This window comes from Candidatus Nitrosocosmicus franklandus, assembly GCF_900696045.1.
In the GTDB taxonomy this organism is placed as follows: domain Archaea; phylum Thermoproteota; class Nitrososphaeria; order Nitrososphaerales; family Nitrososphaeraceae; genus Nitrosocosmicus; species Nitrosocosmicus franklandus_A.
The window spans coordinates 923260-937157 of sequence record NZ_LR216287.1 but is presented as its reverse complement, the minus strand read 5'-3'; the positions used below and the strand labels follow the sequence as shown (position 1 = coordinate 937157).

General features: G+C 33.3%; 14 protein-coding genes. 11 read left to right on the top strand and 3 right to left on the bottom strand.

Annotated elements, in window-relative coordinates; all coding sequences use genetic code 11:
- Window positions 1-19: 19 nt before the first annotated feature.
- On the top strand, window positions 20-625 hold the full coding sequence (locus NFRAN_RS04395) for a DDE-type integrase/transposase/recombinase (RefSeq protein WP_134483188.1): 606 nt from the start codon (window positions 20-22) through the stop codon (window positions 623-625).
- A 258-nt stretch (window positions 626-883) separates the two neighbouring features.
- Here NFRAN_RS04395 and NFRAN_RS04390 read toward each other — a convergent pair whose 3' ends face one another.
- Window positions 884-1153: a hypothetical protein gene (locus tag NFRAN_RS04390; protein ID WP_134483263.1), complete on the bottom strand. Its 270-nt coding sequence runs from the start codon at window positions 1151-1153 to the stop codon at window positions 884-886.
- A 402-nt stretch (window positions 1154-1555) separates the two neighbouring features.
- Here NFRAN_RS04390 and NFRAN_RS04385 point away from each other — a divergent pair, with 402 nt between their 5' ends.
- From NFRAN_RS04385 to NFRAN_RS04365, 5 genes are all read left to right on the top strand, one after another.
- Window positions 1556-1861 carry a pyridoxamine 5'-phosphate oxidase family protein gene (locus NFRAN_RS04385; RefSeq protein ID WP_197731121.1) on the top strand — a complete coding sequence of 102 codons (306 nt, stop codon included), beginning with the start codon at window positions 1556-1558 and terminating at the stop codon, window positions 1859-1861.
- 319 nt (window positions 1862-2180) lie between these two features.
- Window positions 2181-2627 carry a hypothetical protein gene (locus NFRAN_RS04380; protein WP_134483262.1) on the top strand — a complete coding sequence of 149 codons (447 nt, stop codon included), beginning with the start codon at window positions 2181-2183 and terminating at the stop codon, window positions 2625-2627.
- A 439-nt stretch (window positions 2628-3066) separates the two neighbouring features.
- Entirely contained in the window at window positions 3067-4731 is a 1665-nt protein-coding gene (locus NFRAN_RS04375; RefSeq protein WP_134483261.1) for a SagB/ThcOx family dehydrogenase, read from the top strand.
- Between the two features lie 145 nt (window positions 4732-4876).
- Window positions 4877-5482 (top strand): DDE-type integrase/transposase/recombinase, encoded by a 606-nt coding sequence (locus NFRAN_RS04370; RefSeq protein WP_134483260.1) that lies wholly within the window; start codon window positions 4877-4879, stop codon window positions 5480-5482.
- Window positions 5483-5538: 56 nt separating this feature from the next.
- Window positions 5539-5841 (top strand): hypothetical protein, encoded by a 303-nt coding sequence (locus NFRAN_RS04365; RefSeq protein ID WP_197731120.1) that lies wholly within the window; start codon window positions 5539-5541, stop codon window positions 5839-5841.
- Between the two features lie 570 nt (window positions 5842-6411).
- Here NFRAN_RS04365 and NFRAN_RS04360 read toward each other — a convergent pair.
- Entirely contained in the window at window positions 6412-7011 is a 600-nt protein-coding gene (locus NFRAN_RS04360) for a hypothetical protein (RefSeq protein WP_145988013.1), read from the bottom strand.
- Between the two features lie 404 nt (window positions 7012-7415).
- Here NFRAN_RS04360 and NFRAN_RS04355 point away from each other — a divergent pair, with 404 nt between their 5' ends.
- The 3 genes from NFRAN_RS04355 (at window position 7416) to NFRAN_RS13630 (ending at window position 11656) form a co-directional block, all read left to right on the top strand.
- On the top strand, window positions 7416-9587 hold the full coding sequence (locus tag NFRAN_RS04355) for a DUF72 domain-containing protein (protein WP_134483258.1): 2172 nt from the start codon (window positions 7416-7418) through the stop codon (window positions 9585-9587).
- A gap of 243 nt (window positions 9588-9830) precedes the next feature.
- Entirely contained in the window at window positions 9831-10568 is a 738-nt protein-coding gene (locus NFRAN_RS04350) for a M48 family metallopeptidase (protein ID WP_134483257.1), read from the top strand.
- Between the two features lie 902 nt (window positions 10569-11470).
- Window positions 11471-11656, top strand: a complete 186-nt coding sequence (locus tag NFRAN_RS13630; RefSeq protein WP_172602113.1) for a hypothetical protein — start codon at window positions 11471-11473, stop codon at window positions 11654-11656.
- 89 nt (window positions 11657-11745) lie between these two features.
- Here NFRAN_RS13630 and NFRAN_RS04340 read toward each other — a convergent pair whose 3' ends face one another.
- Window positions 11746-12594: a hypothetical protein gene (locus NFRAN_RS04340; protein ID WP_134483255.1), complete on the bottom strand. Its 849-nt coding sequence runs from the start codon at window positions 12592-12594 to the stop codon at window positions 11746-11748.
- 519 nt (window positions 12595-13113) lie between these two features.
- Here NFRAN_RS04340 and NFRAN_RS04335 point away from each other — a divergent pair.
- Both NFRAN_RS04335 and NFRAN_RS04330 read left to right on the top strand, forming a co-directional pair.
- On the top strand, window positions 13114-13431 hold the full coding sequence (locus NFRAN_RS04335) for a hypothetical protein (protein ID WP_134483254.1): 318 nt from the start codon (window positions 13114-13116) through the stop codon (window positions 13429-13431).
- A gap of 60 nt (window positions 13432-13491) precedes the next feature.
- Complete coding sequence (locus NFRAN_RS04330) at window positions 13492-13878, top strand: hypothetical protein (RefSeq protein WP_134483253.1); 387 nt, start codon at window positions 13492-13494, stop codon at window positions 13876-13878.
- Window positions 13879-13898: the final 20 nt, after the last annotated feature.

Here is a 13898-nt window from a genome sequence, read left to right as displayed (position 1 = left end):
AAGATGTCCTATTTCTTTTATGATTAGCAGAAACAGAACACCTTCAAGGTATGTGTATTATGGCTTACATTTGTACTTTTCAGGTTTATCTTTAAGAAAAGCCTCGGAAAGATTGTCTCAGATGTATAAAAGAAACCATGTCTCCATCTGGAATTGGATTCAAAAATACAGGCCTCAAAAATTGAAAGCATCAAGAAGAAGAATTCTAGAATATATTGTAGACGAGACAATGTTGAAGGTAGGGTCAGAATACATCTGGCTTTGGGTGGCGATAGAGCCTGCAAACAGACAGATCCTCGCACTTTCTATATCCAAAGAGAGAAACATGTTTGTTGCAGAAAGATATCTTTCTAATTTGATCAAAGTTCATGGAAAGCACCCAGTTTCTACAGATGGTGGGACTTGGTATCCCATGGCTTGTCAGTTTCTCAAACTCGATCACCATATTCATTCCTCTTACGAGAAAAGTGTAATCGAAAGAACGATGCAATATATCAAGGATAGAACCGAAAGTTTCGATGATTACTTTCCTTGTAGAATAAAGAACTGCAAGTTAAAGCATGTACGGAATTGGCTGCGGCTCTTTGTAGACTATCATAACAATGAAATAAAACATGTTAACTGAACAGAGCCATTCATTGTAATCAATATATTTGTAGCCGTCATAGTAAGAAAATCTGAAGACGAGTATAAGGCCTTGGAAGAAGAAATACGAAATCCAGTAACTCAAAAAGAAATATTGTTTGAAATACACAAGATTAGAAAGAAATTTGATAAGTCCGAGTATAGATTAGTCAAATAGTACGAGTAGAAACCTTACTCTTGTAATTTTTATTTAGAATGAATGATCTTAATATGAGGATATATCTAAAACTAAAAAAATTTATTGTTGACCTAATGCTAGGTTGCCTTCATTAATTTGGAACATTAATCCAACGTTGTTACATCCGGCTATTGTGAATTCACCAGATACACACTGTGAGTTCTGTTTGTTTGCTTGACCTTGTTCAATTTCTTGTTCTGCATCATTGTGTTTCTTCTTTCCGCCAGCGTATGCATAGTTATCACCTAGGGCTACTACTGAACCAATTAAGGCTGCTGCAATAAACATCGTAAATATTCCGACCTTATAGTTTTTTGTTATGTTACTCATTTTGATCAAAATCTATAGTCGAAATTAATTATATGATAGTTTGGATACTTGTTACTAGAATATTAATCGAAACTTATTTGACTAGATATAAAACGGTAAAAATAATTTGTATATGTTTGACAGAATATTTCCATTGTATAACAATTCACAATAGTGTTATATTATATTTGTTTATTGTTGATGTGTCCAATCATTCGCCATAAAAATAATAAGTTTTCAAGCTTTTTTGGGGGAGATCTTCATCGTGGAATTTGAACCATATGTTCCTTTAAGATACTAGACTTCTTCTTTTCTCGCAATTCTATTGATCTCTAGAAATTTAGAATCCGGATTTCAGTATGCACGGATCAGGAGTAATAGTCGAATTCTTAAGTAATCTGATAGTCATAGGTAAATTGGATCATGACAAATATGAACCAAAAGGAAATCTATAACTTCTTAACTAGCGGGACAATGACTGCGAAAATTTCCTCTGCAAGTCTTAGGGGGAAACCTCATGTCGCTCCTGTCTGGTTTGTGGTTGATGGTAAGTCTAATCAAGACGTTAGTAATATTATAATTGTTTTTACAACTTGGAGCAAGTCGTTAAAGGCAAGAAATTTGCTTCTTAATCCTCAAGTATCATTATGTATTGACGATCAAACTCCTCCTTATTCATTTGTCATTGTTAATGGTATTGCGGAAATTGATCAATCTCCTGATGAATAAGAACTTTTAAAGTATACTACTCGAATTGCTGAACGCTGCATGGGAAAAGAGAATGCTGAAAGATATGGAAAAAGAAATGCTGTAACGGGTGAATTCATAGTCAAAATTCGACCTACAAAAATTATAGCGCAGAAAAACGTATCTGATTGACAGAAAAAAGATAAGGGTAGTAGTCACATGCGTTAAAAATTACAAAATCGGTACATTGGATTTTTTCTGCAAAATTGAGCTCTGTAATACTCGATCAGATAATTAATAGCTTGCGTTGCAAATTTGGGTCAAGTAGATCTATTTAAATTATTATGTACAAGTCAAATTAATGAAGTATCTGTATTTATTGCTACTTTCTGTAATTTTAATTCCAGTATCTCAAGTGGCATATGGACAAAATATAATTGAGGAGATAGGTCAAGCATTTAGTAATCTAACCGGTGGAATGATGGGTGACAACCAAACTAATCAATCAGCCTCAAGCGGTGGCGCATCCAATCAATCAGCCTCAAGCGGTGGCGCATCCAATCAATCAGCCTCAAGCGGTGGCGCATCCAATCAATCAGCCTCAAGCGGTGGCGCATCCAATCAATCAGATATCGGATCTGTTGAAGAGTTACAGGCTCTGACTTCAGGGAACCAAGAACTATTGACAAATAACACATCAATTGCTCCTGAGAATAACTCGTTAGGAACAGGCCTCGAAAGAGAGCAATATGTTGAATCTGAAAACCAATCAAATGCTTTGTCAGCAGGATCAAATAGTAGCCAATAAGCAAATAAAGCACCCGTAACTATTTTTTTTATAATTATCCTTTAATCATTTTCTATAAACAGATAGAGATAGATAATATTACTAATAATTCGTCATACTAAATAGTTATTTGGTCACCTCGCTAGCTGACTAATATATTGATATCTGATTTCTTAATACCTTGATTTGCTTTTGTGATCTAGTTATCCTGGTTCATGAAAAAATCTTTTGTGCTGGGTAACTATTGCAGGATTATCCTTTATGACATATGTCGATCTTAGTCATCCATGTTATCGAAATCAAATATTTTTTGCATGAAACAAATTATTACCTACCGAATTCAATTAATTACCTTTTGTTTAAGTATTTCAGAACCTTAAATAGTGACAAAGCATGAATAAAAAAAATCGAACATACGCTGAAATATCATGAAAAGACTAAACATTCTCAAATTAATGTAATGAACTCTGGTCATTATTTGGACTGGAATAATCGTCCAATCCCGTTCAAGATATACTCTGATTTAACTTCTCGTCCGCTTGCAGCCAATTTTCCTATTCCGTCCATGAATGCCATCAAAGCAATTAGAGGTGTTATAAATAATAAAGAAAAACCTGTCGTCACCGAATCAAACGACGTTGAAATCGCTAGTAACCATAATCCAAAATCCATAAGTTTGACCGATATATCATCCCTGTTGTTTTTTTCTTGTGGAATTACTAGACATATGAAGTATGGTTCTACATCTTATTACATGCGTGCAGCTTCTGCTACAGGGGCACTTTATCCAATAGAGGTGTACCTTGTATGTGATAGTTTAACTGACAAAAGTTTGGATGCTGGAGTTTATCATTTTAACCCAGGTGAATTTAGTTTAGTTCCCCTCCGTTCCGGAGATTATAGAAATGTTTTATCTTCTTTTGCTGGAAATAACGTGAGTATTTCAAATTCTGCTATATCCTTAGTATTTACCTCCGATGCATGGAGAAATGCATGGAAGTATCAATCACGATCATACAGACATTGGTTTTGGGATGCAGGGGTTATCATTGCAAACTTACTAGCTGTTGGCCACTCTATGGATCTAAATGTTCGCTTGACTCTAGATTTCATAGATGATAAGGTTAACAATTTGCTTGGGCTAGAAACCCATAAAGAAGCATCAATCGTAATTGCTTCTCTTGATCATACACTTACTAGCAGCAACAAGAAAAATGGCAATCGTATTCAGGAGACGACTTTATCTCAAGACCAAACAATTGTGAAGCCAATTTCCCACAATATATACCCCTTATCTTCCAGGGAGATTTTTTATCCTGAAATATGGAAAGCCTATGATAGTTCAAAATTATTGGATAACAAGGAAGTGGCATCATGGTCCAAAATTCATCATATCGATTGGATGGGAAAAAATCAACAACTGAAAGAAAACAAACAATCAAATGATTTCACAAGGTATTACCTTGCTCAAGATCTCATAGACTACAATAGTGTAACAAGTATAGGTAAAGTAATACTGAAAAGAGGATCTACAAGAAACTTTCTAAACGACTCTATCCCATCTAAGGTTCTCTCGTCTATTTTATTGAACTCTTCTCAATCATGTGGAAATATCCCAGTGGATTATAAAGCAGATAATTCCGGACTGATTGATTATTATATCTTGATTAATTCTGTGGAAGGACTTGAAAGCGGGGGGTACTATTTGGACAAATATTCAAAATGTCTCGAGTTCTTAAGGAAAAGACCTACAAAAGATTTTTCAGGCCACCTTTGTCTTGACCAATCGTTATTTGCCGACGCAAGTGCTGTAATTTTTCTAATGGCCGACTTGGGAAATGTACTTGGCACTCTTGGAAACAGAGGTTATCGGGCTGCTCAGTTAGAATCAGGCATAATTGCAGGAAAAATATATCTATTATCCTATGCTTGTGGTATAGGAGCATCAGGATCTACATTCTATGATGATGAGGTAACTGACTTTTTTTGTCCCAACAATAAACAAATGGCGACAATGATGGCTATTGGGTTAGGTGTTCCTTCTTATAAATCCAGATCAGGAACTATACTGCCATTAAGATTAACAAAGAACCAGATGATAGGCGAAAATTCAACTGTATTTTGAGATTTATGTACTTTCCATTTCTATTCGAGGTGACTGATCCAAAATAACCCAGAAAGAGAAGTAAGAGGAATAGAAAATCAATTACTTGAACTGGCTCTGTTCATTTAGCGTCAAGTCTATAGCTTGAAGATGTCCTATCTCTTTTATGAATACTAGAAACAGAACACCTTCAAGGTATGTGTATTATGGCTTACATTTGTACTTTTCAGGTCTTTCTCTTAGGAAAACATCTGAAAGATTATCATACTGTATCAAACGAAATCATGTCACTATCTGGAACTGGATTCAAAAGTACCAACCTAAGATTATCAAGACAAAACAAAGAAGGATATGTGAATTCATTGTAGATGAAACATTGCTTAAGGTTGGTTCAGAATACACGTGGTTATGGGTTGCAATAGATGCGAAAAGTAAGGAAATTCTCTCACTATCCATTTCTAAGGAGAGAAACATGTTTGTTGCGGAACGGTTTCTGTCAAACATAGTCAGAGACTATGGAAAGCATCCAGTTTCAACAGATGGTGGTACTTGGTATCCCATGGCTTGTCAATTCCTTAAATTAGAACACCATCTCCATTCCTCCTATGAAAAAAACTTGATTGAAAGAACAATGCAGTATATCAAGGACAGAACTGAAAGTTTCGATGATTACTTTCCCTGCAGGCTAAAGAACTGCAAACTAAAACACGTAAAAAACTGGTTGAACCTGTTTGTCGACTATCACAACAAGGAATTAAAACCTGTTAACTGAACAGAGCCCTTGAACTTGAGTGATATCTATTTAAACGATAATAGTTATGACTATTTATGAGTGAAATTACTAACACTAGTGATAGTGGAAATACTTATAGCACTTCTGATCAATCTAAAGGCACTTCAAAAGAACATCTGTCAGAATGGTCTGATATGATTTCTAAGATAATTGACAAGTTAACGGGAAAGGATCTTCAAGTAACCTATACTTTTGACGATGTGGAAATCGAGATCCAGAGAGCTGGGGGTTCAGATGGTAAACATCAGGCAGGTGCAAAGTGGAAAATCGATGGAAAGGTTACAATTTCGACTGAATTAATTAACGACAGTCAAGTGAATAATTCTAGCGGTAGATAGTACGAATCTGATTTACTATCAATATTTTATCTGATTTCGTTTTCTTCTACACGCTATAGAATGTGTTAAACATGTATTAAACTAAGGTATTTCTCAATTTGGGATTAATTGCTGAATCCATATAGCCAATTGATCCTCATATAATTTGACAAATCCATACTTGTTGTTGTTAATGCCCCTCTAAAACAAAGAAAACTAAATTTATTTAACTGCAGCCATTGCAATCACTGATTTGCATATCTGTTACCTCAATAGTTATAATTTATTCCGATTGAGATTTGAATGGCTTTGATTATAGTCTAAACAAAAAATATAATAAAAATGCGATATTCAATTACTGTTTATTTACTTTTTCTATTTTAGAATATCTCAAAGTAAGATCGCTACCAAGAATGATAAAGTGGACAATAATATACATTAAACAGTATCTACTTATACTCGAATCATATTCCCTAAAAATTCGCCATAAACTGGCTAACGATACAACTAGTCGTCATCAAAGATCTAAAGCTGAGTAATATTCGGAATTATGAGCAATTGACTCTTCTCATGCTCAAGTATTTTTGGACATTATGGTCTGCTGCCGCTTATCATCCTCAATTTGTCTTCGATCATTTCCTGAATATTAAAATTATTGCATGAATTGTTGTTATCTTCTCCTGCTTCGCACTTTGAGTTTTGTTTGGATACTTGTACTATGTTACCACTACCACTACCACTGTCATCATTATCATTACTCGCACCTCCTTGTCTACTTATGCTGATATTATTGCATGAATTGTTGTTATCTTCTCCTGCTTCGCACTTTGAGTTTTGTTTGGATACTTGTACTATGTTACCACTACCACTACCACTGTCATCATTATCATTACTCGCACCTCCTTGTCTACTTATGCTGATATTATTGCATGAATTGTTGTTATCTTCTCCTGCTTCGCACTTTGAGTTTTGTTTGGATACTTGTACTATGTTACCACTACCACTACCACTGTCATCATTATCATTACTCGCACCTCCTTGTCTACTTATGCTGATATTATTGCATGAATTGTTGTTATCTTCTCCTGCTTCGCACTTTGAGTTTTGTGATCCCGATTGTATTTGATCCAAATGATCATTGTTATTTTTGGTAGCAAGTACAATATACTCATGGCTAGACAAGACAGACACTGAAGTTAAACTAGCTAACAAAGTCATAAAAACTAAAGAATATTTTAATTGAGATAATTTAGTCTGCAATATTTGACTCGTATTTTTTTTAACAAGAATATATGTTATTAAAATTTTTAAAGAATACTATATAACTTAATTATATATCAAATTAGTATTAGATAATTCTACTATTTTTTATAATTGAATCAAACTCTATTATCTGCCGACGATCTTTTTATTATCTAATTTATTCTTGAGAATTAAGATCCTTGGGTGGCTATTGCTACCTATTATCATATTTAAAATGGATTCGGTTTTGCTTCTTGTTGATTATTCAATTTTTTTTTGAATCAAAAATTTTGAGATAGAAACTTTGATTAAAGAATTCGATTTAATTTGATTAAAAAGGATAGGAAAATCTAATGAAGTTCTATATAGGATGCGACGGCTGGAAAAGTCAAACATGGGCAAAGAACTTTTATCCAGATGGATTGGATCCTGCGAACTATCTTTCATACTACTCAAATGTTTTTAATTTTGTTCATATAGATCTTGAAAATAGTGCTTATACGCCAAATTCATATCTGTTAAAAAAATGGTTAGATGATACTCCAGACAATTTTCGTTTTTCTATACGGATACCTCAGAAAATTATAGACAAAACTGCTATACCTTATTCCTCTCCCTCTTCCTCTCCATTTGTTTCTCCACCTAATATTAATACCAATCATAATCATCGTGACCTACTTGGACGTTTTTTGGAAGATTTGCATCCAATTGAAGAAAAAATTCTTGTAGTTATTTTGTCTCCTCCGTCTTACGTATCTCTCCAAAATAATGGCCGTAAATGGCTTGAAGAAACTTTGACAAAGTGTGCCTATCATGGATATTCCGTTGCAGTTGATTTTCATAAACGTAGTAATTGGTATCAAGAATTAACATACAATATTCTAAAAAAATACAAATCATCATTTGTTTGGTCCAATTCAACACATCAATACTATTATCCTGCAGTTACTTCTAATTTCATTTTACTTGATTTTGGTGGTTCTTACATCAATAAGCAAACAGCCATTAGATATCTGGATTTGATAATACAAAAAGCGATGGAAAACAAACAACGCCCAAACTGTCCTATAGATTCCTTGGACTATTCTATCATGATTACTAAAAATCCACCCATTGCCAAATTGCTCCAAAAACTAGTGTCATTAAAGCAGAATTCTGACATTAATCTCGAACCCATGCAACAAGACCAAAATGACTCCTTGATATGGTCAGGCAGAGTTGTGATGCATATAGACATGAATGCCTTTTTCCCTGCATGTGAAGAATTAAGGGATGCTTCCTTGAAAGGCAAGCCTCATGCTGTAATAATGACTCCTGAGAAGGAAGGTGAAATCATAACTAGAGGTGCAGTTGCTTCTTGTTCCTACGAAGCTCGAAAATTTGGAGTCAGGTCGGCAATGTCTCTGTCAAGAGCCAAAGAGCTTTGTCCTGGCCTAATATTGCGACCTGTTGATAAAGAGTATTATAATTCTATATCTCAACAGGTTATGCGATTATTAGAAGAATACGCAGACGTGCTTGAGCAAACGAGTATAGACGAAGCTTTCATAGATTGCACAAAGAAATTAATGACGTTGCAACAGAAAAAATCTTCACAACATAATTTTGGTCAGCTTGATGAATCTTTTTCCAAAGAGACTATGAATGAAAACAAAGAATCTATTCTAAATCCCATTTTCTTATCGAAACTTCAGCCCGGTACACCATATCAACATTCATCCGCTAGTGAACGTAAATCCTTAGTGGAAGAATACGCACTAAAAATCAAAAATTCCATACGAGAACAGTGTAACGGATTAATGAGTTCTATAGGCGTGGCAAACAACAAATCGGTTGCAAAAATTGCTTCAGATTTTCAAAAACCTGATGGTCTTACTATAGTTTACCCTCAAAACACTATGACCTTTTTATCAAAACTCAAAGTCGATCAAGTTTCGGGTATTGGAATCAAAACCGCTAAAACCTTGAAAGATATGGGTATTAATACAATAGGTGATCTCTCTCAAACTGACGTTCAAATACTTTTGGAAAAGTTTGGGAAAAAACATGGACTTTGGATGTGGCAAATTGCTAACGGCAAAGAAAATGATCCAGTAATACCAAGAGGAGATAACATCTCTTTAAGTACAGAAGAAACTTTGTTGGAACCAATTAATGACAGAGACGAAATTCTCAAAATCCTTCTTACTAGTCTTGCAGATGATATTCATAAACGATTGGAGAGGAAGGGTTATGAGTTCAAGACTGTGGGAATAAAGCTAGTGAGGACTAATTTTTCAATCGAAACTCGTGAATTCACTTTTCCATCATATCAGAGAACAAGAAATAGTATTTGTTCTGTCATGGAACTATTACTAGACCGGTTCAATTTTGAGGATATGAAGGTTAAAACAAATAATGATAATTCAATAAAGAGAAAAATATATCCTAGTTATATACGAAAATTGGGAATTAAGGTTTCAAATTTATCACGAATTGACGTTAATAAAAAAAGGTCCCAAAAATCAATACTAGATTTTATTTAATTCTTTAGTTCCATTGGCAATCAGTACACATAGTACATTGCCTTTGCCATTAAATGATGATTCGAGATTGTAGATCAAAAAACGTCATCCAGAAATATTAACTTCTTGAAGCTAATATTTAATCAAGAATATGGTGAATTTTGTTTCTATTGTTATTATTAACGCGGATCACTGTTTGATATTTTTGCTTTTATATCTGTAAATTTATAAAATGAAGACTCGTATTCTGCTTATTATTATAACATGTCGGAATTTTTAGGCTCATCTTCTCCTTTAGTCTCATCCTCGAGTCATAAAATAGTTTATAACAACAAAGTTCTGGAATTTCATGTAATACGCTCGTACAGAAGAAAAAAAACAAGTGAAATCTCAGTAGTTAACGGCCTCGTCAGTTTAAAGGTGCCCATGACAACTCCTATTCAGGAAATAGAGTCTTTGATTACAAGAAAGGCAAATTGGATCCAGCAAAGAATATGTGAACAAAATAACCCTTATATAACAATTAAAGTGCCAACATATAGTACTAATTCGACTTTACCTTATTTAGGGAAAAACTATCCGTTAAAGATTATTGAATATGATCTTTCTTTGCTCGAGTTTTCAAATGACCAGTTCATCATATATACTAAAAAAAACAATATTAAACGATTATATGAAGAGTGGTTATATCGAATGTCTTTATCTATTTTTAATCCCTTGATTGAAAGATATTCGCAAATTCTAAATGTTACTCCAAAAAAGGTATTATTAAAAAAGTTGAAAAGTCGTTGGGGTAGCGCTACCCATAGTAATATTATAAACCTGAATATCCATTTATTGAAAGCTCCAATAGACGTGATAGAATATGTTATTTTGCATGAATTAAGCCATTTGATTGAACGTAATCATTCACATAGATTTTGGAAATTAGTATCTGATAATATGGGAGATTATAAAACGAAAAAGAGATGGCTTCGAATAAACGGGCCATATATGATGTAAAACATGTTTTTGAAAGAGTATATCTTTAATTGATGGAAATAGTTTTCATCTCAAATACTAACTTGTTTCTGTATTGTGATGCCTTTTTACCAAGTATGGTGTATTCTTGGCATATGTATTGGATATAATTGACATGTGCTATTAAACGACTAACATTAAATTTGATTAATTAATTAAGGATGTATGATCGAAGACTTCAATTAATTGATAATCACACGATTTGTTTAGAATAAATTATTATTTTAGGACTGATGAATATTCTTATCCATGATTAATACAAACTGTTGTTCAAACCAATATCCTTGACACCTTATGCTATAATTTCGCTTGTATCACTAATTAATAACACTAACTCTTGCCAAGTGTAATCTATACGAATAAACTTTTAGAAATAAAATATCAAACTGCACAAAAAAGTAGAACTAAAACTATCTTTTCTAGTTGTTCTTGTTAATTCTAAATTCTTAATAAAGATGATGATATTCTGTAATGATGGCATCAATCTATTGAAATTGAATTCTATGGGACCAGAAATTCTTGTTTTTGTTAACTTTGTAGTTAAACGAAACAACAATCCTTTAATTTTTTTTGTCGTTAACTATGCCAACTTAAATGATAGTATTTTCGAACAAATTGGTCTGGATGGTATATAATAGATAATATTAGTAACAATATTTTTGAAAGTTCACCCAATTTTGCTGAAAATATTGGAAGTTGATATTTATGATGGAAAAGAGATTCGATATGCATAAACTCATCTAAAGCAATGAAACTATACATAGACGGTTTGCATATTATAGTCTATATCTTGATATTAATAACTCTACTATCAAACAATCAACCAACCAATTTTTTGATTCAATATTCTTATATAATTCAGCCAAACAAATTTCTTCGCTATCATGAGCAATAAGGACGCCGAACGTGATGAAATTAAGGACGAAACGCATGAACTGCAAGATGATGAAAGCGATATCGAGGAAGATGAAACCGATGATGAAGTAACAGATGATGATGATTTGAATGATATAGATTTTGACGAAATAGAAGAGGAAGAGGAAGAGGAAGAGGAGGAGGAAGAAGAATAGATTGACACCAATGAAGGTTAATGATGATGGGTTGCAAGAAATAGAGAAGTTGAAATGTCATAATTCGTATTCAAATGTATCTCAAATCTTTATTTTTTTTCGTTCCTAGCAAGAATGTGGTCAGAAATGTGATATTTATTGTACCAAAATAGCGCCCCTGACATGATTATAAAATCTGCAATATAGAAGAGATCCCATGGCATAGCCGAAGCTTTGCCATCAATAAATTGAATTGTGTATCCGTTATCAGCTATGGCATTAACAAGTAATGAGATTGATGCTAGCATCCAGGGTATCGCATGTTGATAATCCTTATAAATATTCAACAAGATTGTAATTGAAGGAACAATTAAACTCAAATCAAGTATGGGGTAAAGTATGGTAATTACAACGTCTTGAAATTCATATTCTTTGGTTAAAAAATGGTGCAAGTCATTTGACGTAGGAAGGTCAAAATCAGGCAAAAGGTTAACGATATTTAAAATTACAAATCCAATAACAACTCCAGATAGAATGGTTAATGTTATGGTATGATTTCTGATTCTTATCGTCTTTATTATCGAAACTAAATGAAGCACAAGGAAGACATATCCTAAAAGCCAGAATACGTCCAGTAATGATATTTGCTTGAATTCATCTACTTTTAACACAAAATATGCATACAAGATTCCCAGATCTGCCAAGAACCATAGTGCAATCCCTACAGTTACGAATAAGTATGATTTTCCATGATTTCCTCCTAACCCATGTCTTGATACTGCTATGATGCCTAGTGCAGTTGCCATAATTGCTGCGATGTTTAGTGAGACTATTGCAACACTATGCTGCAAATGTGCATCAGGAATCGATAGTATCGTCAAATCAATAATTAGGATGCTTGAAACTATTGAAAGTATTAGATACTTTAATGTCTTGTTATATCTTGTTTCATTGCTCAACTTTTTTATAAAAATACCTTCTTGTAGGTAAAGTATTCTGATATTTATCTGTTAATTATATTTGATACTATTATTCATACTGTTCAAGTCTTCCATTTGCTGCTTTAACCTTATTGTCCTAAATCTGTCCATCTGGTTTTATTTCTATTATGGTTCTCATATGGTATTGCCAGAGTAACAAAACAATCAAAATAATCTCTTGCCTTTATCATGTTCATCATATCTGGTTTAATATTGCGAATTCGTTTTTTGATTTGTCAAATTACCAAAAATTTCAATTATTTGCTTGATGTCGCTATATTAAATTATTGTTAGGTATCCTAAAACAAGAGAATTTATTATATTATGGTTACCGCTTTTCTAATCCTGTCTATAGTCATCATCCATGAATAGGTACTATGTTCTATCTCCTTATTTACATACGAATTTTCTTTGTTTGTTGTATTGTTTGATTAATTGGACGGTAATCGTAAAATCAAGATGAATTTCAATATATACGGGGTAACTAATCTATAATTGATGAGTTCCTTTAAACTCTTTGGTATTTTTGCCGTTCATAGTCCAGAATCTTGCCCTCTTAATAATTCTGCTAGCAAGGAGGTTTTCAAAGAAATTTACAACAAAATGCAACTATATGCAGAAAGATATGGTATCAGCGAAATTAATGGATTTTATATGTCTGTATTAGAACACGAATGGATCATATTGGTAAAGGCAGATAGTGCACATCAAATAGAACAAATTTGCATCGAATCTGGAATATCTGCTTTCAATACTATAAAGATTGTACCCTTAACCAATTATGAGGATGTGCTTAAAAGAATCGATAATCCATAATGATTTTTCCCACTTTATCTATGAATTTATAGAGATGGATATTATTCTAATCTGATCCTTTTGGCCAGTGCTAATAACTTTGGAATTGAGAAAGGGAAGAGCGATGTTGCTCTAAAATGGATTAATGAATATCTTGTCAAGAATAATAAAACACTCAAAATCTCTATCACATCTAAGCAGCTTGTTACATTGAACTTTGGAGCCTTTGATTTAGTTGAATGGCATGGTGAGTGGAGTGTAGCAAGAAATGCCATTAAAAAAGTAAGCTCAAAGCTAAACATAAAAGTAGTCGAGGCCGGCTACCATAAGAAAGGAAATATAGTTGAATCTTTCTTTGGAATGAGTCAGGAAATATGCAAAGTATATAGCAGCGGAAAATATGTTGGGACACTGACTCTAAAGAAAAAGTCCGGGAATTGGGTAGTAGATAAAGAGAAACGCGGTTAGAGGGAGAACATTGGCGATTT